This window comes from Pseudomonas sp. TE3910, assembly GCF_056279025.1.
The window spans coordinates 62620-84339 of sequence record NZ_JBWBQN010000001.1; the positions used below are offsets into that span (position 1 = coordinate 62620).

General features: G+C 60.8%; 16 protein-coding genes and 1 pseudogene. 12 read left to right on the forward strand and 5 right to left on the reverse strand.

Annotated elements, in window-relative coordinates:
- Positions 1-19 precede the first annotated feature (19 nt).
- The 4 genes and pseudogenes from gabP (at position 20) to ACZ9H3_RS00305 (ending at position 5554) form a co-directional block, all read left to right on the forward strand.
- Positions 20-1414: a GABA permease gene (gabP, locus tag ACZ9H3_RS00290; protein WP_065761235.1), complete on the forward strand. Its 1395-nt coding sequence runs from the start codon at positions 20-22 to the stop codon at positions 1412-1414.
- Between the two features lie 265 nt (positions 1415-1679).
- Positions 1680-2652: pseudogene (locus ACZ9H3_RS00295) on the forward strand (GlxA family transcriptional regulator); the annotation flags it as partial.
- 238 nt (positions 2653-2890) lie between these two features.
- Positions 2891-4102 carry a M24 family metallopeptidase gene (locus ACZ9H3_RS00300; RefSeq protein WP_065761236.1) on the forward strand — a complete coding sequence of 404 codons (1212 nt, stop codon included), beginning with the start codon at positions 2891-2893 and terminating at the stop codon, positions 4100-4102.
- Between the two features lie 114 nt (positions 4103-4216).
- A complete protein-coding gene (locus ACZ9H3_RS00305) occupies positions 4217-5554 on the forward strand; it encodes an MFS transporter (RefSeq protein ID WP_065761237.1) in 1338 nt (445 codons plus the stop codon).
- Positions 5555-6075: 521 nt separating this feature from the next.
- Here ACZ9H3_RS00305 and ACZ9H3_RS00310 read toward each other — a convergent pair.
- Positions 6076-7089, reverse strand: a complete 1014-nt coding sequence (locus ACZ9H3_RS00310) for a GlxA family transcriptional regulator (RefSeq protein ID WP_065761238.1) — start codon at positions 7087-7089, stop codon at positions 6076-6078.
- Positions 7090-7347: 258 nt separating this feature from the next.
- Here ACZ9H3_RS00310 and glyA point away from each other — a divergent pair, with 258 nt between their 5' ends.
- From glyA to pssA, 6 genes are all read left to right on the forward strand, one after another.
- Complete coding sequence (glyA, locus tag ACZ9H3_RS00315) at positions 7348-8601, forward strand: serine hydroxymethyltransferase (RefSeq protein ID WP_476218931.1); 1254 nt, start codon at positions 7348-7350, stop codon at positions 8599-8601.
- 21 nt (positions 8602-8622) lie between these two features.
- The gene (locus ACZ9H3_RS00320) at positions 8623-9873 is read left to right on the forward strand and encodes a sarcosine oxidase subunit beta family protein (protein ID WP_099773990.1); all 1251 of its coding nucleotides are present in this window, start codon (positions 8623-8625) and stop codon (positions 9871-9873) included.
- Between the two features lie 15 nt (positions 9874-9888).
- Positions 9889-10218, forward strand: a complete 330-nt coding sequence (locus tag ACZ9H3_RS00325) for a sarcosine oxidase subunit delta (protein WP_099773991.1) — start codon at positions 9889-9891, stop codon at positions 10216-10218.
- Positions 10215-13232, forward strand: coding sequence for a sarcosine oxidase subunit alpha (locus ACZ9H3_RS00330; RefSeq protein ID WP_476218934.1), 3018 nt, complete (start codon positions 10215-10217; stop codon positions 13230-13232). Before ACZ9H3_RS00325 ends, ACZ9H3_RS00330 begins: the two co-directional genes overlap by 4 nt.
- A gap of 83 nt (positions 13233-13315) precedes the next feature.
- Positions 13316-13948, forward strand: coding sequence for a sarcosine oxidase subunit gamma (locus ACZ9H3_RS00335; RefSeq protein WP_476218936.1), 633 nt, complete (start codon positions 13316-13318; stop codon positions 13946-13948).
- 107 nt (positions 13949-14055) lie between these two features.
- Positions 14056-15399 (forward strand): CDP-diacylglycerol--serine O-phosphatidyltransferase, encoded by a 1344-nt coding sequence (pssA, locus tag ACZ9H3_RS00340; RefSeq protein ID WP_476218938.1) that lies wholly within the window; start codon positions 14056-14058, stop codon positions 15397-15399.
- A gap of 80 nt (positions 15400-15479) precedes the next feature.
- Here pssA and ACZ9H3_RS00345 read toward each other — a convergent pair whose 3' ends face one another.
- The 4 genes from ACZ9H3_RS00345 to dsbD all read right to left on the reverse strand — a co-directional run bounded on the left by ACZ9H3_RS00345 (position 15480) and on the right by dsbD (position 19515).
- Entirely contained in the window at positions 15480-16028 is a 549-nt protein-coding gene (locus ACZ9H3_RS00345; RefSeq protein WP_176717477.1) for a L,D-transpeptidase family protein, read from the reverse strand.
- 165 nt (positions 16029-16193) lie between these two features.
- The gene (dsbG, locus tag ACZ9H3_RS00350; RefSeq protein ID WP_102053636.1) at positions 16194-16964 is read right to left on the reverse strand and encodes a thiol:disulfide interchange protein DsbG; all 771 of its coding nucleotides are present in this window, start codon (positions 16962-16964) and stop codon (positions 16194-16196) included.
- A complete protein-coding gene (locus ACZ9H3_RS00355) occupies positions 16961-17803 on the reverse strand; it encodes a prolipoprotein diacylglyceryl transferase family protein (protein WP_476218949.1) in 843 nt (280 codons plus the stop codon). The genes dsbG and ACZ9H3_RS00355 overlap by 4 nt, the downstream gene beginning before the upstream one ends.
- Entirely contained in the window at positions 17803-19515 is a 1713-nt protein-coding gene (dsbD, locus tag ACZ9H3_RS00360) for a protein-disulfide reductase DsbD (protein WP_476222658.1), read from the reverse strand. Before dsbD ends, ACZ9H3_RS00355 begins: the two co-directional genes overlap by 1 nt.
- Before the next feature lie 189 nt (positions 19516-19704).
- Here dsbD and ACZ9H3_RS00365 point away from each other — a divergent pair, with 189 nt between their 5' ends.
- A complete protein-coding gene (locus tag ACZ9H3_RS00365) occupies positions 19705-20388 on the forward strand; it encodes a response regulator (protein WP_099773997.1) in 684 nt (227 codons plus the stop codon).
- Complete coding sequence (locus tag ACZ9H3_RS00370; RefSeq protein ID WP_330523990.1) at positions 20385-21707, forward strand: ATP-binding protein; 1323 nt, start codon at positions 20385-20387, stop codon at positions 21705-21707. Before ACZ9H3_RS00365 ends, ACZ9H3_RS00370 begins: the two co-directional genes overlap by 4 nt.
- Positions 21708-21720: the final 13 nt, after the last annotated feature.

Sequence of the window (21720 nt, forward strand, 5' to 3'; positions counted from 1 at the left end):
AATAAAAAGGGTAAATATCATGTCCAACAGCTCCACTCTGGCCCCAGGCCTCAAGCAGCGTCATGTCACCATGCTCTCCATCGCCGGTGCCATTGGTGCCGGCCTGTTCATCGGCTCAGGGCATGCCATCGCGTCTGCCGGCCCCGCGGCGATTCTGGCTTACATTTTTTCCGGCACGCTGGTCGTTCTGGTCATGCGTATGCTGGGCGAAATGGCAGTAGCCTCACCGGATACCGGATCATTCTCCACCTATGCCGAGCGGGCGATGGGACGTAGCGCAGGCTTTACCATCGGCTGGTTGTACTGGTGGTTCTGGGTGTTGGTGATTCCAATCGAAGCCATTGCCGCCGCTGCTATTCTGCACGCCTGGTTCCCTGCGGTGCAGACGTGGGAGTTTGCAATTGCGGTTACCGCGCTGCTGACGGTAACCAACCTGTTCAGCGTGGCGCGTTATGGCGAGTTCGAGTTCTGGTTCGCCATGCTCAAAGTCATTGCGGTATTGGGCTTCATCGCCATTGGTGGGCTGGCCCTGGCAGGCGCATTGCCCGGTAGAGAGGTGAGTGGCGTCATGGAGCTGAGCAAGACGTTTGGTGGCTTCATGCCTAATGGCATGACCGCTGTCATCGGCGCGATGCTTACCACCGTATTCAGTTTCATGGGCACGGAAATCGTCACGATTGCAGCGGCTGAATCCCAGAACCCGGCCAAGCAGATTACCCGCGCGACAAACTCGGTCGTCTGGCGCATGGGTATTTTCTACATTGTCTCGGTCTTCCTCATCATCTCCATTGTTCCCTGGAATGACCCCATGCTTCGGGAGGTGGGTTCTTATCAGCGAGCGCTTGAGCTGATGAACGTTCCGCAGGCGAAGATGATTGTCGATATTGTGGTACTGATAGCGGTGGCCAGCTGCCTCAACTCAGCCATCTATACGGCCTCGCGCATGGTCTACTCCCTGAGCAAGCGTGGAGATGGCCCGCAAGTGCTGCAGAAAACTACATCGTCGGGTGTGCCCTATGTGGCGGTACTGACGAGCACCGCCGTCGGCTTTCTGACGACCGCGCTCAATTACTTCGCGCCCGATGAAGTGTTCTCGTTCCTGCTTGCCAGTTCGGGCGCTGTCGCACTGCTGGTGTACCTCGTGATTGCGGTTTCTCAGCTCAAACTTCGCAAGAAATTGAATGAGTCGGGGCAGCACATTGCATTCAAGATGTGGTTTTACCCATGGCTCAGCTACCTGGTCATTTTCTGTATCTTGAGCATCCTGACCGTTATGTTGATGTTGCCAGAGCATCGTATGGAAGTGATTGCTACCGGTGCGCTCACGCTGTGCATCGTCTGCATGGGCTCAATCTTCAACGCCAGGAAGACTGCTGTGCAAACCATTAAGGTCGCTTCGACGGAAAGCGTTTGACGCCAGACCTCGCTGGCGCCCTCTATCACTGACCTGTATACGGCCTGCTCTCAGAGCAGGCCGGCTTTTTCCTTCCCCCGCCGCCAGTGCTTCTGGCGCGCCTGCTTCCCCTTCGAAACGATATGGACCCACGCCAGGTGGGCGCCGAATGTAAACAATCGAGGGTCGAATTCAGACAATGTCGGCGGTGTTGTAGATCTGATAATCCACCCAAGCGCGCTTAATTCTTGCGCAGAGGTGGCAGGTTTTGATGACAAATACCACTATGGCAATCGACGATAAACAGCACGGTCCGCATGAGCGCGTACTTGAGTCGGTGGGCTTTTTGCTGGTCAACAACTTCTCCCTGATGGCCATGTCTTGCGCCGTTGAGCCGCTGCGCCTGGCCAATCAGTTGTCGGGGCAGGAGCTCTACCGTTGGCACACCTTGACCCTGGATGGTCGCCCGGTATGGGCCAGCAATGGCCTGCAGATATCTCCCAACGCGGCTGCCAGTAATGCACCAGCAATGGACGCACTGTTTGTGTGTGGCGGCAAAGGCATTGAGCGCAGTTGTACCGCTGAACAGGCGTCCTGGCTCAAGTCACAGTCCGAACAGGGGCTGCACTTGGGCGGTGTGTGCTCCGGGAGCTGGGCCTTGGCCGCAGCCGGCCTGCTTGATGGTTACGATTGCAGTGTCGACTGGCCCTACCTGATGGACATGCAGGAGGGTTTCCCAGGGGTCACCCTAAGCGCGCAATTGTTTGTGATTGACCGCGATCGTTACACGGCCTCGGGCGGTACCGCTTCCCTGGACATGATGTTGCGGTTGATTGGCGCGGGGCATGGGGCAGAACTGGTGGCGCAGATCTGTGAGACCCTGGCCTTCGATCACCGGCGCAACGAACAGGGCCATCAGCGCTTGCCACTCAAGCACATGCTGGGGCATGCGCAGCCGAAACTGCAGGAAGTCGTGGCGCTGATGGAGAAGCAACCTGCGCGAACCGCTTAGCCTCGATGAACTGGCCAGCTACCTGAGTGTTTCCAGGCGGCAGTTGGAGCGGTTGTTTCTGAAGTATCTCTACAGTACCCCCATGCGCTATTACCAGAAGTTGAGGTTGATGCGGGCACGGCAGCTGCTCCGGCAGACGGCGCTGCCGGTGATGCAGGTCGCGACTGAGTGCGGCTTCATTTCAACTCAGCATTTCTCCAAGCGCTACCGCGAACATTATGGCGTTCCGCCCAAGGATGAGCGCGTGCATCGTCGTCGCATGAGTTCCCCGCCGCTGCATTGAGGGCATTACTGGCGCGATACCTGTCCGGCCCCGAGATTTCTCGGGGCCGGTTTTTTTTGGCCGTGGTGTCCACGATTCGGATCTAACCAATTTCGGGTCGGGCACGTACAAAAGATGCCCCCGGGTATCTGCTGCAATGCTCCTCACGGACCCGGCCAAAAGCGGTGTACCGAATCGCTAACAATGACAAGGAACACAGACGATGCAAATGCCAAAAACAATCCAGATCCGCAACGGCGATAAAGTCCAATCGACCTTTTCCGAGCAGGAATATGCCGATCGCCAGGCCAAGCTGCGTGCTTATATGGCGGCCCAGGATATCGATGCGGCGGTGTTCACTTCCTACCACAACGTCAACTACTACAGCGATTTCATTTACTGCTCCTTCGGCCGCCCTTACGCGTTGGTCGTGACCCAGGACAAGGTGGTGTCGATCAGCGCCAACATTGACGGTGGTCAGCCATGGCGTCGTACCGTGGGCACCGACAACATCGTCTACACCGACTGGCAGCGTGACAACTTCTTCGTCGCCATCGAACAAGCGCTTCCCAAAGCGGGCCGCATCGGTATCGAGTTCGACCATCTGAACCTGCAGAACCATGCGAAGCTCGCTGCGCGTTATCCGCAGGCGCAATTGGTCGACATCGCCGCACCCTGCATGCGTATGCGCATGATCAAGTCCGCAGAAGAACACGTCATGATTCGTCATGGCGCGCGCATCGCCGACATCGGCGGTGCGGCGGTAGTCGAAGCATTGCGTGACCAGGTACCTGAATACGAAGTGGCATTGCACGCTACTCAGGCGATGGTGCGCGAGATCGCCCGCAGCTTCCCTGAAGGCGAGCTGATGGACACCTGGACCTGGTTTCAGTCGGGCATCAACACCGATGGCGCCCATAACCCAGTGACCAGTCGCAAGGTCAACAAAGGGGATATTCTGAGTCTCAACTGCTTCCCGATGATCGCCGGTTATTACACCGCCCTTGAGCGCACCCTGTTCCTCGATCACTGCTCCGACGAGCACCTGCGCTTGTGGAACGTCAACGTCCAGGTCCATGAAGCGGGCCTGAAGCTGATCAAGCCTGGCATGCGTTGCAGCGACATCGCTCGAGAGCTGAACGAGATCTACCTTCAGCACGACCTGTTGCAGTACCGTACCTTCGGTTACGGGCATTCATTCGGCACCCTCAGCCACTACTACGGCCGCGAGGCGGGCCTGGAGTTGCGCGAGGATATCGATACAGTACTCGAGCCAGGCATGGTGGTGTCGATCGAGCCGATGATCATGCTGCCTGAAGGCATGCCGGGTGCTGGTGGCTATCGCGAACACGACATCCTGATCGTCAACGAGCAGGGTTCGGAGAACATCACCAAGTTCCCTTACGGGCCAGAGAAGAACATCATCAAGAAGTAAACGTGATACGCCGCACAGGGATGTGCGGCTTTTTTTTCCCTGGTCAACGTTGCCAGGGGAGAAGCGAGCCAGCCCTACATTTCGCCGGAAATAACAATAAAAAGGGTACTTGTCATGTCTACCACCTCCACGCTGACGTCAGCCCGGTTTCATTCACGCGAGCAAGATGCTGAACGGCAGGCACTGCGCAAGGCAGCGCGTGCCAGTTTCATGGGTAACTTCGTCGAATGGTTCGATTACGCCGCCTACGGCTATCTGGCCACAGTCATCGCCGCCACCTTTTTCCCGCAAACCGATAAAGCCACGGGTTTGCTTGCAACCTTTGCCGTGTTCGCTTTGTCCTTTATCGTTCGCCCTCTGGGCGGATTGGTATGGGGGCACTTCGGTGACAAGTATGGGCGTCGAAATGCGTTGTCCTATTCCATCCTGATCATGTCCATTTCGACGTTTTGCATCGGTGTCCTGCCCACCTATGGGCACATCGGCTTGTGGGCACCGGCGTTGCTATTGCTTATCCGACTGGTCCAGGGTTTTTCTGCTTCCGGTGAGTACGCCGGTGCTTCGGCATTTCTTGCTGAGTATGCGCCACAAGGCAAGCGAGGGCTGTACACCAGCATCGTGCCGGCGAGTACTGCCGCAGGGTTGCTGTTCGGCGCGGCCTTCGTTGCGGGCCTGCATGGCCTGTTGAGCAGCGAAGACATGCAAAGCTGGGGTTGGCGCGTGCCGTTCTTGTTGGCAGCACCTTTTGGCCTGGTCGGCCGTTACATCCGCATGAGCCTGCAGGACACCCCCAAGTTCCTGGAAATGGAGCAGCGCCTGGAAAACAAGGAATGTGCAACAGCAGCGCCGATCCGCGAATTGCTGACCGTGCATCGTCGCAGCGTCATCATCGGTATCGGCGTCACCTGCCTCAACGCTGTGGCCTTTTACCTGTTGCTCAGTTACATGCCGACCTACCTGTCGACGGAAATGGGGATGAGTGAGAGCGACTCCTTCATTGCCTCGACCGTCTCACTGGCGACCTACATCGGCCTGATTTTCCTCATGGGCAAACTGTCCGACTTCTTCGGTCGCAAGACCATGCTGGTCATGGCGTCGGTGTTGTTCCTGTTACTGACGTTCCCATTGTTCGGCATGCTGGATCATCAGCCATTGGTGGTCATTCTGATGATCCAGATCATCTTCGGCGCCATGCTGGCCATGAACGACGGTACCTTGCCGAGTTTTCTCGCAGAGATTTTCCCGACCCGGGTGCGCTTCAGCGGCTTTGCCTTCAGCTTCAACATCGCCAACGCCTTGTTTGGTGGTACTGCGCCGTTTATCGCCACGTGGTTGATCCAACTGACGGGCAACAAGATGGCGCCTGCCTGGTACTTGTTGGCGGCAGCCTTGGTCGCGCTGGTGGCGATGCTGTCGGTGCGGGAAACAGCGCATGCAGCGCTGCGGGATTGACTGATTCGCCAGGCAGGCCTGCAGCCACACGATTGAACTACAGTCCTGTTGGAGCAGGCTTGCCTGCGATGCAAACACCGCGAAGGTACTGGCACCACAGCGATGCCATCGCGGGCAAGCCCGGCTCCTACAGCTGGCGCGGGCTCTGTTGGAGCAGGCTTGCCTGCGATGCAAGCACCGCGAAGGCACTGGCACCACAGCGATGCCATCGCGGGCAAGCCCGGCTCCTACAGGCGGCTTGGTCTTCGTTGGAGCAGGCTTGCCTGCGATGCAAGCACCGCGAAGGCACTGGCACCACAGCGATACGATCGCGGGCAAGCCCGGCTCCTACAGGCGGCTCGGTCTTCGTTGGAGCAGGCTTGCCTGTGATGCAAGCACTGCGAAGGCACTGGCACCACACCGATGCCATCGCGGGCAAGCCCGGCTCCTACAGGCGGCTCGGTTTTCGTTGGAGCAGGCTTGCCTGCGATGCAAGCACTGCGAAGGATGCCATTGCAGTTCAAGACTGCGTTCCAAAGACGTTACTGCAATGCGCCTTTTTTGCGCTCGCCCATGGGGGACAGGCCAAAGAATCGGCTGTAACACTTGGAGAAGTGCGCAGGCGAGGCGAAACCGCAGGCCAGGGCGATATCGCGTACCTGGGACTCACTGCGCAGCAGCAACTGACGTGCCCTCGACAAGCGCAATTCCAAGTAGTACTGGCTCGGGGTACGTTGCAGGTACTTGTTAAACAAACGCTCCAGTTGCCGCACCGACACATCGTTCAAGGCGGCCAGTTCATCCAGCCCTACTGGCTCCTCAAGATTGGCTTCCATGATGGCCACCACCTGGCTGAGCTTGGGTTGAGACGTGCCCAGCTTGCTGCGCAACGGTACCCGTTGCTGCTCGCGCGCGCCGCGCACCCGGTCACACAACAGCAGCTCGGCAGCCCGCGCGGCGATCTCTGAGCCGTTGGGTTCGCGGGCGACCAGTTGCAGGATCATGTCCATGGCGGCGACGCCGCCTGAACAGGTGTAACGGTCGCGGTCCAGTTCGAACAACTGATTGGAAATGATGATCCCGGGGAAACGATCCTTGAGTGCTTCGATGTCTTCCCAGTGAATGGTGCAACGGTAGCCTTTGAGCAGGTCAGCGCGGGCCAGCAGGTGGCTTCCGGTACAGATCCCTCCCAATGGGATGTGTTGATGGGCCAGCTTGCGCAGCCAATTGAGCAGTGGTCGGCTGCTGTGGTCGGAAACGATAGGGTTGGCGCCTACGACGAAAAGAATGTCGAGGTCGGGTGCGTCTTCGATGGCGTAGTCTGGCAGCACGCGCATGCCGTTACTGGCGGTCACCGGGTCGTGATTGGCAGCAATGATGACGGTCCGGTACAAGATTTGATGCGCGGCCATGTTGGCGATGCGCAGGGTTTCCACGGCCGACGCGAAACCGATGGTAGTGAAGTTCGGCAGCACCAGAAAACCGATGGTCTTGACCGGCTTTTGCGCCTTGGCCAAATGATCCGCAGCGGCTGTGCCCTTCAATGTCTGGGCCATGTTCTTTCCTCTTATGCATCGGTAATGCGTTCTCCGGCATTAGCATCGAGACATCGCAGTACGGGTTATTTTTCTTGTTGTCCCTGCCTGCTTCCAGGCGTTCGGATAGTACACCTTGTGGGGGCGTGGTGCCTGACCCTTGGAGGGATTGCCGGGCATTTGGATGTCGATATCAGACAAACATGACACCTGTCGTTTTTGCACAATCGGCTCAACAAAAAAAACAGCGACGGAAGGTCTCCGTCATGAGGAGAGAGCATGTTCAGTAAAAACGATCAACTCCAGGGTTATGACGATGCACTGCTGGCGGCGATGAATGCCGAAGAGCAGCGTCAGGAAGATCACATCGAACTGATCGCCTCGGAGAACTACACCAGCAAGCGCGTGATGCAGGCCCAGGGCAGCGGCCTGACCAACAAGTACGCCGAAGGCTATCCGGGCAAGCGTTACTACGGCGGTTGTGAGCACGTGGACAAGGTCGAGCAACTGGCGATTGACCGTGCCAAGCAACTGTTCGGTGCCGACTACGCCAACGTTCAGCCGCACTCCGGCAGCCAGGCCAACGCGGCGGTGTTCCTCGCCCTGCTGCAGGCCGGTGACACGGTGCTGGGCATGAGCCTGGCCCACGGCGGCCACCTGACCCACGGCGCCAAGGTCAGCTTCTCCGGCAAGCTCTACAACGCGGTGCAATACGGCATCGACACTGCCACCGGCCTGATCGACTACGACGAAGTCGAGCGCCTGGCGTTGGAGCACAAGCCGAAAATGATCATCGCCGGTTTTTCGGCCTACTCGAAAACCCTCGATTTCCCACGCTTCCGTCAGATCGCTGACAAAGTGGGCGCTTACCTCTTCGTCGACATGGCGCACGTGGCCGGTCTGGTCGCGGCCGGGCTGTACCCGAACCCGCTGCCGTACGCCGACGTGGTCACCACCACCACCCACAAGACCCTGCGCGGCCCACGTGGCGGCCTGATTCTGGCCAAGGCCAACGAAGAACTGGAGAAGAAACTCAACGCTGCGGTGTTCCCCGGCGGCCAGGGCGGGCCCCTGATGCACGTCATCGCGGCCAAGGCCGTGTGCTTCAAGGAAGCCCTGGAACCGAGCTTCAAGGCGTATCAGCAGCAAGTGATCGACAACGCCCAGGCCATGGCTGGCGTGTTCATCGACCGCGGCTACGATGTAGTGTCCGGCGGCACCGATAACCACCTGTTCCTGGTCAGCCTGATCCGTCAGGGCCTGACCGGCAAAGAGGCCGATGCTGCCCTGGGCCGTGCCCATATCACGGTGAACAAGAACGCCGTACCGAATGACCCACAGTCGCCGTTCGTCACGTCCGGCCTGCGCATTGGCACCCCGGCGGTGACCACGCGCGGCTTCAAGGTCAGCCAGTGCACCGCACTGGCCGGCTGGATCTGCGACATTCTCGACAACCTTGGCGATGCCGATGTCGAGGCCGATGTGGCGAAAAACGTGTCGGCACTGTGTGCAGACTTTCCGGTTTACCGCTGAGTGGTTGAGGAGTAACTGACTATGCAACGCTACTCGGGCTTCGGCCTTTTCAAGCACTCGCTGAGCCACCATGAAAACTGGCAGCGCATGTGGCGCACGCCGACCCCGAAAAAGGTCTACGACGTGGTGATCGTCGGCGGCGGCGGGCATGGCCTGGCCACGGCCTACTACCTGGCCAAAGAACACGGCATCACCAACGTTGCGGTGGTCGAGAAGGGCTGGTTGGGCGGTGGCAACACCGCCCGTAACACCACCATCGTGCGTTCCAACTACCTGTGGGACGAGTCGGCGCACCTCTACGAACACGCCATGAAACTCTGGGAAGGCCTGTCGCAAGACATCAACTACAACGTGATGTTCTCCCAGCGCGGCGTCTACAACCTGTGCCACACCCTGCAGGACATGCGCGATTCGGAGCGTCGGGTCAGTGCCAACCGGCTCAACGGTGTGGACGGCGAACTGCTCAACGCCCAGCAAGTGGCCGACGAGATTCCGTACCTGGACTGCTCGAAGAACACCCGCTACCCGATCATCGGTGCCACCGTGCAGCGCCGCGGCGGGGTTGCCCGTCACGACGCCGTGGCCTGGGGCTTTGCCCGCGCCGCCGATGCCTTGGGCGTGGACCTGATTCAGCAAACCGAAGTCACCGGTTTCCGCAAGGAAAATGGCGTGGTCATCGGGGTTGAAACCAGCAAGGGCTTCATTGGCGCCAAGCGGGTCGGTGTGGTCACCGCCGGCAACTCCGGGCACATGGCCAAGCTCGCCGGCTTCCGCCTGCCGCTGGAGTCGCACCCGCTGCAAGCACTGGTGTCCGAGCCGATCAAACCGATCATCGACAGTGTGATCATGTCCAACGCCGTGCACGGCTACATCAGCCAGTCGGACAAGGGCGACCTGGTGATCGGCGCCGGTATCGACGGTTGGGTTGGCTACGGCCAGCGCGGCTCGTACCCGGTGATCGAACACACCCTGCAGGCCATCGTCGAGATGTTCCCGATCCTGTCCCGTGTGCGCATGAACCGGCAGTGGGGCGGCATCGTCGATACCTCGCCGGATGCCTGCCCGATCATTTCCAAGACCCCGGTCAAGAACCTGTTCTTCAACTGCGGTTGGGGCACCGGTGGCTTCAAGGCCACGCCGGGTTCAGGCAACGTCTTTGCCGCCAGCCTGGCCAAGGGTGAAATGCACCCGCTGGCTGCGCCTTTTTCCATCGACCGTTTCTACAACGGCGCCCTGATCGACGAACACGGCGCTGCCGCTGTCGCCCACTAACAGGAGAACCTGACCATGTTGCACATCTTCTGTCCCCACTGTGGCGAGCTGCGCTCCGAAGAGGAATTCCACGCCGCTGGCCAGGCGCACATCCCGCGCCCGCTCGACCCGGATGCCTGCACCGATGAGGAATGGGGCACCTACATGTTCTTCCGCGACAATCCACGCGGCCTGCACCACGAACTGTGGATTCACGCCGCCGGTTGCCGCCAGTACTTCAATGCCACCCGTGACACGGTGACCTACGAAATTCTGGAAACCTATCCAATTGGCGCCAAGCCACAAGTGACCGGCAAAAACACCAGCCCGCAGTTGGCAGTCAGTGGTCAGGGAGAAAAGGTATGAGCCAGGTCAATCGCCTGTCCAACGGCGGTCGTATCGACCGCAGCAAAGTCTTGAACTTCACCTTCAATGGCCAGAGCTATCAGGGCTATGCCGGTGACACCCTGGCGGCCGCGTTGCTGGCCAACGGCGTGGACATCGTCGGGCGCAGCTTCAAGTACTCGCGCCCTCGCGGGATCATCGCCGCCGGTGCCGAAGAGCCGAACGCGATCCTGCAGATCGGTGCCACCGAAGCCACCCAGGTGCCGAACGTGCGCGCTACCCAGCAGGCACTGTATGCCGGCCTAGTGGCCACCAGCACCAATGGCTGGCCGAGCGTGAACAACGACGTGATGGGGATCCTGGGCAAGGTCGGTGGCAAGCTGATGCCCCCGGGCTTCTACTACAAGACCTTCATGTACCCGCAGTCGTTCTGGATGACCTACGAGAAGTACATCCGCAAAGCGGCCGGCCTGGGCCGTTCGCCGCTGGAAAACGACCCGGACACCTACGATTACATGAACCAGCACTGTGACGTGCTGGTGGTTGGCGGCGGCCCGGCTGGCCTGGCAGCGGCCTTGGCGGCTGGCCGCAGCGGCGCCCGGGTGATCCTTGCCGATGAGCAGGAAGAGTTTGGCGGCAGCCTGCTCGACACCCGCGAAAGCCTCGACGGCAAGCCTGCCGCGGAGTGGGTGGCGGCCGCCGTGGCCGAACTCAAGGGCATGCGCGAAGTGACCTTGCTGCCACGGGCCACCGTGAACGGCTACCACGACCACAACTTCCTGACCATCCACGAGCGCCTGACCGACCACCTGGGCGATCGCGCGCCACTGGGGCAGGTGCGTCAGCGTATCCACCGCGTGCGTGCACGGCAGGTGGTGCTGGCCACAGGCGCCCACGAGCGTCCGCTGGTGTATGGCAACAACGACGTGCCGGGCAACATGCTGGCTGGCGCCGTATCGACTTACGTACGCCGTTACGGCGTAGCACCGGGCAAGAAACTGGTGCTTTCGACCAACAACGACCACGCTTACCGCGTTGCGCTGGATTGGCTTGATGCCGGGCTGACCGTCGTGGCCGTGGCCGATGCCCGTCATACACCGCGCGGTGCGTTGGTAGAGGAGGTGAGGGCACGGGGGGTTCGTATCCTGACGTCCAGTGCCGTCATAGAGACGCGAGGCAGCAAACGGGTCACCTCGGCGCGTGTTGCGGCCATTAATGCGAGAGCCTTTAGCGTGACCAGCCCAGGCGAGTGGCTCGAGTGCGACCTGGTGGCCAGCTCGGGCGGCTACAGCCCGGTGGTTCACCTGGCTTCGCACCTGGGTGGCAAGCCGGTCTGGCGTGAAGACATCCTCGGCTTCGTGCCGGGCGATGCCCCGCAGAGACGCGTCTGCGTCGGCGGTGTGAACGGTGTCTACAGCCTCGGCGATACCCTGGCCGATGGTTTTGAAGGCGGTGTACGGGCTGCAACCGAAGCCGGTTTCAAGGCGGTCACCGGGGTACTGCCCAAGGTGCTGGCGCGCCATGAAGAAGCCACTGTGCCGCTGTTCCAGGTGCCGCATGACAAACCCACGGCACGGGCACCGAAGCAGTTCGTCGACCAACAGAACGACGTGACGGCCGCGGCTATCGAGTTGGCCACCCGCGAAGGTTTTGAGTCGGTCGAGCACGTTAAACGCTATACCGCGCTGGGCTTTGGTACCGACCAGGGCAAGCTCGGCAACATCAACGGCCTGGCCATCGCCGCCCGTTCGCTGGGCATTGGTGTGGCGCAAATGGGCACCACCATGTTCCGCCCGAACTACACGCCGATCACCTTCGGTGCAGTGGCGGGCCGGCATTGCGGTCACCTGTTCGAACCGGTGCGCTTCACCGCGCTGCATGCCTGGCACGTGAAAAACGGTGCCGAGTTTGAAGACGTCGGCCAGTGGAAACGGCCGTGGTACTTCCCGCGCAAAGGCGAAGATATCCATGCCGCCGTTGCCCGTGAGTGCAAGGCGGTGCGTGACAGCGTCGGCCTGCTCGACGCCTCGACCCTGGGCAAGATCGATATCCAGGGCCCGGATGCCCGTGAGTTCCTCAACCGCATCTACACCAACGCCTGGACCAAGCTGGACGTGGGCAAGGCCCGTTACGGCCTGATGTGCAAAGAAGACGGCATGGTCTTCGACGACGGTGTCACGGCGTGCCTGGGTGAGAACCACTTTGTCATGACCACCACCACCGGCGGCGCGGCACGCGTACTGCAGTGGCTGGAGATCTATCAGCAAACCGAATGGCCAGACCTGAAGGTGTACTTCACCTCGGTTACCGACCACTGGGCGACCCTGACCCTGTCCGGGCCGAACAGCCGCAAACTGCTGTCGCAGGTCACCGATATCGACCTGGACAAAGACGCCTTCCCGTTCATGAGCTGGAAGGAAGGCAAGGTGGGCGGGGTACCGGCGCGGGTCTTCCGGATCTCCTTTACCGGTGAACTGTCGTACGAAATCAACATCCAGGCCAACTACGCCATGGGCGTGCTGGAGCAGATCGTCGAAGCGGGCAAGCCCTACAACCTGACCCCGTACGGCACCGAAACCATGCACGTACTGCGGGCCGAGAAGGGCTTCATCATTGTCGGCCAGGACACCGACGGCTCGATGACCCCGGACGACCTGAACATGGGTTGGTGTGTCGGGCGGACCAAGCCGTTCTCCTGGATCGGCCGTCGCGGCATGAACCGTGCGGACTGCGTACGGGAAAACCGCAAACAACTGGTCGGCCTCAAGCCGGTCAATCCGACCCAGTGGCTGCCTGAGGGTGCGCAACTGGTGTTCGATCCGAAGCAACCGATCCCGATGGACATGGTCGGCCACGTGACCTCCAGCTACGCCGCCAACTCGCTGGGCTATTCGTTCGCGATGGGTGTGGTCAAGGGTGGCCTCAAGCGCATGGGCGAGCGCGTGTTCTCGCCGCAGGCCGATGGCAGCGTGATCGAAGCGGAGATCTGTTCAGCGGTGTTCTTCGACCCGCAAGGCGAACGGCAGAACGTTTAAGGATTGACGCGCACGTGTGGGTCCGGCGCGGCCGTCCCCACACGGATCGCCCTACAGCATTTGATATTTCAGGCAGGTTTGAAATGAGCGCAATCAACGTTTACCAGCAACACCCAGGCAATGCCGCCAAGGCGCAATCGCCGCTGGCCCACGCCGACTTGCCGAGCCTAGTTGGCAAGGGGCGCAAGAACGCCGGTGTCACCCTGCGCGAGAAGAAGTTGCTGGGCCACCTGACTATTCGTGGCAACGGCCACGACCCGGCCTTCGCCGGTGGTGTGTTCAAGGCCATCGGCCTTGAGTTGCCAGTGGCCCTGACCGTGGTCGCCAACGGCGACATGTCGCTGCAGTGGCTTGGCCCGGATGAGTGGCTGTTGATCGTCCCCGGTGGCCAGGAGTTCGCCGTCGAGCAGAAACTGCGCGACACCCTCAAGGACCAGCACATTCAGGTGGTCAACGTCAGCGGTGGCCAGACCCTGCTGGAACTGAGCGGCCCGAACGTGCGCGAAGTGCTGATGAAGTCCACCAGCTACGACGTGCACCCGAACAATTTCCCGGTCGGCAAAGCGGTCAGTACGGTGTTCGCCAAGTCGCAACTGGTCATCCGTCGCAGCAGCGAAGACACCTGGGAACTGCTGATTCGTCGCAGCTTCTCCGATTACTGGTGGCTGTGGTTGCAGGATGCAGCGAACGAGTTCGGTCTAAACGTTATAGAGTGATGGTTTCGTGGATTAACGTCGCTCCTGCAGGGCATTTCAAAATCCCTGCAGGAGGGCGTTTATCTGAAAAAGCTACACCATCGTAGTACTTCGATCTTGAGAGGCTTATGCGGTTCTACTCTCCAAAAACTGGGCTTGCAGCGCTACGTGGTTTTGATCTATCGGCCGACGCGATCACGATACTGCCAACGGCTGCCGACTATCGACGTTGTCTGCTTGAACATATTGCCTCTGCTCAGCAACGCATCTACATCACCGCCTTGTACCTGCAGCAGGACGAGTCCGGTCAGGAAATCATCGACGCCCTCTATCAAGCCAAGGCGGCCCGTCCAACGCTGGATATCGTTGTGGTGGTCGACTGGTTTCGCGCGCAGCGGGGTTTGCTCGGTGCAGGCAAGCAACCAGGCAACGCGGCCTGGTACCGCGCCGAACGAATGCGTCGCGAGGTGGACGTGCCGGTCTATGGCGTGCCCATCCAAACCCGAGAACTCTTCGGCGTGCTGCATTTGAAAGGCAGCATCATCGATGACTGCGTGATCTACAGCGGTGCCAGCATCAGTAACGTCTACCTGCACAAGTTCGACAAGTACCGCCTGGATCGCTATCACGTACTCCGCAACAAACCGCTGGCCGACTCAGTGCAGACGTTGATTCAAAACGCCTTGCTGGGCTCCAAAGCGACGCATCGACTGGATGTGCCCGCGCCACCCAGATCGCGCACTTTGCATCGGGCCATCAGGGCTTTCCGAAGTCGCCTCAAGCGTGCCGCCTATGATACGTCGGCAGGGAGCAGCGAGCATGGTGGGCTGCGGGTGATTCCGCTGCTGGGTGTTGGCAGGAACAACCCCCTGAACCGAGCCCTGTGCCAGTTGGTGGCCACCAGCCAAAAGCGCCTCACACTCTGTACCCCTTATTTCAACCTTGCGCCGGTGCTGACGCGCGAAATCGAACGTGCGCTCAAGCGTGGTGTCACCATTGACATCATCATCGGCGACAAGACCGCCAATGATTTTTTTGTCCCACCCGAAGAGCCGTTCACGTTGAGCGCTGCGCTGCCTTACTTTTACGAAAGCAAACTGCGTGGTTTCGCCCGCAAGCATCATGAGGCCATTGCCCGTCATCAGTTGAATCTGCAATTGTGGAAAGACGGCAATCACAGTTTTCATTTGAAAGGGGTGTGGGTAGACCAACGCTATACCCTCTTGACCGGCAATAACCTGAACCCCCGTGGGTTCCGGCTGGACCTGGAAAATGCCTTGCTTATCGACGACCCCAAGGCTGAATGGGCCATGCAGCGTGATGAAGAGCTTGCACAGCTCTCACGCCATACCACACGGGTTGATAGCTACTCGGCATTGGACTCCCTCACCGATTATCCGCCGAAGGTGCGTACGTTGTTGCGGCGAGTCAGGTATGCCCGGATTGGACGGTTGTTGTATGGCATGCTTTGAACGTCGGCCCCAACCCATCGGTTCGCACATGTACAGCCACATCGCGTGCCGTTGATGTGGCTGCAGCATGTCCGCCTGGGTTATGGCGCGATCACAATCGGCGTGCCATTCGGTACCCGTGACCAGATCTCCCGCACTTCTTCGTTGGTGACGGCGATGCAGCCGTTGGTCCAGTCCCAGCGTCGATGCCACTCGCCGATCCCGCCCCAGCCATTGAGCAGGCCGTGGATCATGATGTTGCCACCCGGCTCGACATTGGCCGCGGCAGCCCGTTGCTTGTCTTCGGCATTCGGATAGGAAATGTGCAGGCTCAGGTGGGCAATCGATTGCTCGTTGCGCCAGTCGATGGTGTAGCGGCCTTCAGGGGTGCGCTCGTCGCCTTCGGCCTGCTTGTGGCCGACCGGGTTCTTGCCCAGGGAAATGTTGTATTCCTTGAGCACCACGCCGTCTTTGAGCAACTGCATGCGTTTTTGCGCCTTGTAGACCATCAGGGTGTCGGCCTGCTCGCTTGCTGTCGCCATGTCAGGCGCAGTGCCGGAGCCATAGCGCATGGCGTAGCGGGTGTAACCGTAGGCCGCCACCGCGAGCACACTGACAACGACAAGGCTTTTCAACAGCAGGGAACGCATAGGGTAAACACTCCGTGTGAAGCATCCTGAGATGCTGGCTCCATGGGCCACGGGTGTTGCATCGGTACCCTGGCCCTGACCGGTTGATTCCGGCCGGGGCGCATTCTGCCGAGGGTTGGGCCGTGACGCAAACCTGTGGCCGCTGCACGGCCCCCGGCTTGCGACTCAGCGCTTGCCGAAGATCTTGCCGAGCATCTCGGGCGCTGGTGCACCTTGTTGTTGCTGCAGTTGCTGATTGTCGTCGAGGTAGAAAATCGCCGGGGTGGCTGACAGCCCCAGTTCATCCATCAGGGCCATGTTGGCGTCGAGCTTGGCCTGTACCTCGGCCGGGATGCTCGGTAGCCCTTTGAGGGTGCTGGCCTTGCCGGCCTTTTCATGTTGTTGCAGGGCGCTTTGTGGGTCTTTGCTGGCCAGCAGTGCCGCGGATTTAGCCGGGCTGTCTTCGCGGATGATGCCGACCATGATGTGCCGCAACTGCACCTTGCCGGATTCGACCCACGGCCGCGCCTGCTGCCAGAACAGGTTGCAGTAGGGGCAGTTGGGGTCGCTGAACATGTAGACGATACGCGGGGCATCGGCCTTGCCATCGGCGATCCAGCTGGTTTTGTCCAGTTTTGCCCAGATCGCTTTGGCCATTGGTGCGTATACAAGCTTTTCCAGCGGCTCCAGGCTCAGGTCCTTGCCTTGCTCATCGAACAGGCTACCGACCAGCACGTGCTTGCCGTCGGGCGTCAGGTACAGAGCCATACCGCGGTTCTGGTACTCGGCGGCGAAACCCCGCATGCCATTGGGCGCGTCGAATTCACCTTTGATGGTTGCGCCTTTGGCCTCGATCTTCTGAATGGCCATGGGCAGTGTTTCGGCATGCACGGCATACGTCGGCAGCAAGCCGAGCCCCAGGGCCAGGCTGAAGGCGAGTGTGGCAGGCATCTTCATGGTGTGTTCCTTGTTGAAACAGTGGAGGCGGCGTTGGCGCGCTCAAAGGATTCCAGGGCGTGGCTCAGGCTGGCCCTGGACAGTTCGCCCAGGTGGCTACCGTGCAGGCGGCCGTCGGCGGTGTAGAACAACGTGGTGGGCAGCGCCATGGAGCCCACTTGCTGGCCCAACTGACCGCCTGAATCGAACAGTACATGGGACAGGTTCAGGCCAGTGGTTGCCAGAAAGTTACTCACGGTTTGTGGCGACTCCCCTTGGTTGACGAACAGAAACAGTACGTCCTGACGTTCTTGCTGGGCGTGTTGCAACACCGGCATTTCCCGTCGGCAGGGCGGACACCAGGTGGCCCAGAGGTTGATCACCAGCGGTTGCCCACGGTAATCGTTCAGCGCCACCGTACGGCCTTGTGCATCGCGCAGGCTGATGGGCGGTAATTGCGTGTTCTGTTCATACAGGTGGCTGGCGAGGCTTGTCAGTGCCCAGAACAATCCGCCACTCAACAGCCCCCAAGCCAGTGGCGTGCGCAGCCGTGGCTGTCGCCAACCTTGCCAGAGCGCGCCCAGCAGCACCGCGACAATCGCTGGCCAGAGCAGAAAGCCGCCATCGCGAATATCGACGATTTGCAGTGGGTCTTCCTGGTAGATCGACCAGTAGTGAATGACAAATGCCAAGCGTGCTACCAGTACACCCAGCAAAAACAGGTTGAACAGCGTTGACTCGGGGTTGTCGCCGTTGCGTCGTGCTACCCGCCAGCCGACCAGAGTGGCGATGGCCAGTGCGCCGAACAGCAGCAGGTGCTCGAGGCCAACAGCCAGTGGCCCGATATTCACAGTCAGCATCAGCCTTGGCTCCGGGTTTCAGACCAGTGTTGCAGGAAGTTCAGCGCATCGATTTCACCGGTGATGCGCCGTGCCCGGCGTTCGTCGCCCTCGGGGCCGATCCAGATCAGGCTGGGTGGGCCAGGTACCGCATAGCGCTTGAGCAGTTCACGGCTGGGCGGGGCGTCGGCGGTAACGTCCAGGCGCAGCAAGCGTACGCCGTTCAGCGCTGCCAGCACATCGTCGCGTGCGAACACCTGTTTCTCCATGACCTTGCACGACACGCACCAGTCAGCGTAGTAGTCCAGCAGCACCCATTGCCCTTGGGCGGTGGCGGCGTCCAGCTCTCGCTGCAGGCTCGCCGGGTCGCTGACGGTGGTGAAGGCATCGGCGCGGGTTGCCTGGGCTTCAGCGTTGCTGGCACTGGTATAAGGCTCCAGTGGTCGCCAGGGATCGCTGCCACCGGCTGCCGCACCGACCACCATAAGGCTGCCCCACAGCCCGAACAGCAGTGCCAATGCCTGTAGCGGGCGTTGGGCCTGCAAGGTTGTCCAGGCAGCCCAGCCCAGGGCGATCAGCCAGGCACCGGCCAGGCCCAGCCACAGCGTCGGGTCTAGCACGGCCCGCAGGGTGTAGAGCGCCATGGCCAGGAACACAAAGCCGAAGAACCCCTTCACCCGCTCCATCCAGGCGCCCGGTCGCGGCAGGTAGCGGTTACCCAGGGTGACCAGCAACAGCAAGGGCAGGCCCATGCCAAGGCCGAGGGCAAACAGCACCAGGGCGCCTTGCACGGCATTGCCGCTTTGCGCGATGTAGAGCAATGCACCGGCCAGCGGTGCGGTCATGCACGGCCCCATCAACAGGCCCGACAGGGCGCCCAGCAACGCAGCACCATACAGGTTGCCGCCACGGGTGTTATGCCCGGCCCGTTCAAGGCGATCTCGCAGCCAGGCGGGTAGCTGCAACTCGAAGGCGCCAAACATTGGCAAGGCCAGCACCACGAACAGGGCTGCCAGGCTGCCGAGCAGCCAGGGTTGTTGCAGCCACGCCTGCAGGTTGGCACCCAGCAGGGCAGCGATCACACCCAGGCCGGCGTACACCAGGGCCATGCTCAGTACATACACCGCTGCCAATGCCCAGCCACGGCGAGCGCTGGCGCCGTTACCCAGCACCAATCCGGCGAGGATCGGCAGCATGGGCAGGGAGCAGGGGGTAAACGCCAGCAGTACGCCCAAGCCAAGAAAGGCCAGCAGGCTCCAGAACAGCGTGCCATGTTGCAGGTCGCCGGCCAGGGCCTGGTCGCTTGCCTGTTCGCGCCCTCGGTCAACGGCATCGGCAGGGGTGAGGGCCACCGTAGAGGTTTGCGGTGGGTAGCACAGGCCGGCGTCGGCGCAGCCTTGCCAGCCGACGCGCAGTTGGCCACTGGCATGGGCTGGCAAGATCAGTTCAAGTTCACCTCGGTACACCGGGCTTTCACCGAAGAACTCGTCTGTGTGGGTTTGTGCCGCGGGCAGCGCGGGGTGTTGTTCAGTGGGCAAGCCCTCGAATTTCAGGCGCTTTTGATACAGGTAATAACCGTCGGTGATCTGCCAGTGCAGGCGCGTCTGGCCAGAGTCGAGCCGTTCGCTGCTGAACACGAAGGCTTTGTCGACCGCCAGAAAGTCCGGTTGAGCAAACGGCTTGGCGAAAGGTTGGGCCAGGCTCAGGTTGCTGAACAGTACCAACAGGGTCATCAGAAAAACGCGCATATCAGGTCCTTGTCAGCGCTATCACTCATTCAGCTTGCCGCCGGGTGATTAACCCAAAGTTAACCGGCTGCAGAAACGGCCGTCGCCCGATGCGCGACGGTTCGAGGCTGACGCGGCATAATCCTCGGTTAATCCGCCTGCGCTCCAATGGGCCTTTTATGATCGAGACTGACCATGCACGTATTGCTTTGCGAGGATGATGACCTGATCGCCAGCGGTATCGTCGCCGGGCTTGGCGCTCAAGGCCTGACGGTCGACCGCGTAGCCAGCGCGGCTGCGGCCCAGGCCATGCTCCAGGCCGCCAGCTTCGATGTCATGGTCCTCGATCTGGGCCTGCCCGATGAGGATGGGTTGAAACTACTGCGCCGTCTGCGTCAGCAGGGTGAGACCTTGCCGGTGTTGATCCTCACCGCACGGGACGCGGTCAGCGACCGGGTCGATGGCCTGCAGGCCGGCTCCGATGACTACCTGCTCAAACCCTTCGATCTGCGTGAGCTTGCCGCACGCCTGCATACGTTGATGCGGCGGATGGCGGGGCGTGCGGTGAACATCATCGAGCACGGCCCCTTGAGTTACGACCCGAGCAGCCGCGAAGCCCGCCTGGGCGGGCAGCCGGTGGACCTGTCCCGGCGTGAGCAGGCCTTGCTCCATGCCCTGTTGCATAACCGTGGCCGTGTCTTGTCCAGCGAACAACTCAAGGACAGCGTCTACGGGTTCGGCGATGAAGTCGAGAGCAATGCGTTGAACGTGCATATCCACCACCTGCGGCGAAAACTGGGCAGCGGTATTGTCGAAACCGTACGTGGGCTGGGCTATCGCCTGGGGCCCGCCCAACTGCCTGAAGAGGCGGCGCGATGAGCCTGCGTTTACGCCTTAGCCTGATTCTCGGCACGGCATTTGTCGTGATCTGGGCGTTTGCTGCTGCCTGGATGCTGCGCGACCTGCGCCAGCAAATGATGTTTTCCCTCGATCAGCGGCTGGTCGCTTCGGCGCGAATGGTGGCTGGCCTGATCGACCAGCTGCCGCAACCGTTGACCAGCAAGGGCGAGGGCACGCAACTGAGTGCGGACCAGCTGAGTGTCCCCGATGGCATGGCCTGTCAGGTCAGCTCTCTGCGTGGTGAAATCCTGGCGCGCAACCACAGCCACGGCGAGCAACCTTTGGATGACGACCGGGTCGGCTTTCATGATCAGATGATCGACGGCGCCTCCTGGCGCAGCTTTACCTTTGCCCGTGGCGATGTGCGTATTACCACCGCGGACCGTCATCAAGAGCGTGAAGCCTTGAATCGCTCGATCCTGCTGGCCGCTTCGGCGCCGGTGCTGGTGGCCTTGTTCGGTACACTGGGCCTGCTGTGGCTGGGCTTGGGCAGGGGCTTGGCGCCGCTGAACCGCATGCGCGATGCCTTGCGTAAACGCAGCCCCGATTCACTTGAGCCCCTGCAGCTACGGGCCATGCCCAGTGAGCTGCAACCGTTGCTGGAAACCCAGAACCAGCTGTTTCTGCGCATTGGCCAGACCCTCGAACGCGAGCGCAGGCTGACCGACGATGCCGCCCATGAGTTGCGCAGCCCGCTGACAGCGATCAAGACCCACTTGCAGGTCGCGCGGATGACCGATGGTGCGGTCCGTGAGCAAGCGCTGGAGCATGCCGAGCAAGGCGCCGACCGCATGCACCGTACCCTGGAGCAATTACTGCTGCTGGCGCGGGTAGAGGGCAGTCTGTCGTTCGACGATGGCGTGCAATGCAACGCCGAACATGTCGCACGGCAGGCGATTCAGGACATCGGCCAGGAGGGCGCCAGGCGTATTGCGCTGCACCTGGCCCCAGGGGCGGGTGAGTTATACCTGGACATGCCATCGCCCCTGGCGGTCGCGGCATTGCGCAACCTGCTGGAAAATGCGCTGCGCCACACCGTTGGCAGTGCACCGGTGGAATTGCAGGTGCAAGTGGACGGTGAGCGTGTCGGTTTCAGGGTGCGGGACCACGGGCCGGGTATTCCGGCACAGCACCTGGAGCACCTGACCCAGCGCTTCTGGCGCACTGGCCAGAGCGATGGTTGTGGCTTGGGCCTGGCGATTGTTCAGGCGATTGTCCAGCGTTGTGCCGGCTCGCTGGATTTCGACAGTCGCAGTGATGGTTTGCGGGTGTTGTTGCAGATTCCCCGCCGCGTGTAAGCGGTGATAGCAT

Coding starts and splice junctions, on each gene's coding strand:
- ACZ9H3_RS00370 (WP_330523990.1), top strand. CDS start 20,385: ATGAGCCTGCGTTTACGCCTTAGCCTGATTCTCGGCACGGCATTTGTC.
- pssA (WP_476218938.1), top strand. CDS start 14,056: ATGCGGTTCTACTCTCCAAAAACTGGGCTTGCAGCGCTACGTGGTTTT.
- ACZ9H3_RS00365 (WP_099773997.1), top strand. CDS start 19,705: ATGCACGTATTGCTTTGCGAGGATGATGACCTGATCGCCAGCGGTATC.
- ACZ9H3_RS00335 (WP_476218936.1), top strand. CDS start 13,316: ATGAGCGCAATCAACGTTTACCAGCAACACCCAGGCAATGCCGCCAAG.
- dsbG (WP_102053636.1), bottom strand. CDS start 16,964: ATGAAGATGCCTGCCACACTCGCCTTCAGCCTGGCCCTGGGGCTCGGC.
- ACZ9H3_RS00310 (WP_065761238.1), bottom strand. CDS start 7,089: ATGGCCCAGACATTGAAGGGCACAGCCGCTGCGGATCATTTGGCCAAG.
- ACZ9H3_RS00300 (WP_065761236.1), top strand. CDS start 2,891: ATGCAAATGCCAAAAACAATCCAGATCCGCAACGGCGATAAAGTCCAA.
- ACZ9H3_RS00305 (WP_065761237.1), top strand. CDS start 4,217: ATGTCTACCACCTCCACGCTGACGTCAGCCCGGTTTCATTCACGCGAG.
- ACZ9H3_RS00330 (WP_476218934.1), top strand. CDS start 10,215: ATGAGCCAGGTCAATCGCCTGTCCAACGGCGGTCGTATCGACCGCAGC.
- glyA (WP_476218931.1), top strand. CDS start 7,348: ATGTTCAGTAAAAACGATCAACTCCAGGGTTATGACGATGCACTGCTG.
- ACZ9H3_RS00345 (WP_176717477.1), bottom strand. CDS start 16,028: ATGCGTTCCCTGCTGTTGAAAAGCCTTGTCGTTGTCAGTGTGCTCGCG.
- ACZ9H3_RS00320 (WP_099773990.1), top strand. CDS start 8,623: ATGCAACGCTACTCGGGCTTCGGCCTTTTCAAGCACTCGCTGAGCCAC.
- dsbD (WP_476222658.1), bottom strand. CDS start 19,515: ATGACCCTGTTGGTACTGTTCAGCAACCTGAGCCTGGCCCAACCTTTC.
- gabP (WP_065761235.1), top strand. CDS start 20: ATGTCCAACAGCTCCACTCTGGCCCCAGGCCTCAAGCAGCGTCATGTC.
- ACZ9H3_RS00355 (WP_476218949.1), bottom strand. CDS start 17,803: ATGCTGACTGTGAATATCGGGCCACTGGCTGTTGGCCTCGAGCACCTG.
- ACZ9H3_RS00325 (WP_099773991.1), top strand. CDS start 9,889: ATGTTGCACATCTTCTGTCCCCACTGTGGCGAGCTGCGCTCCGAAGAG.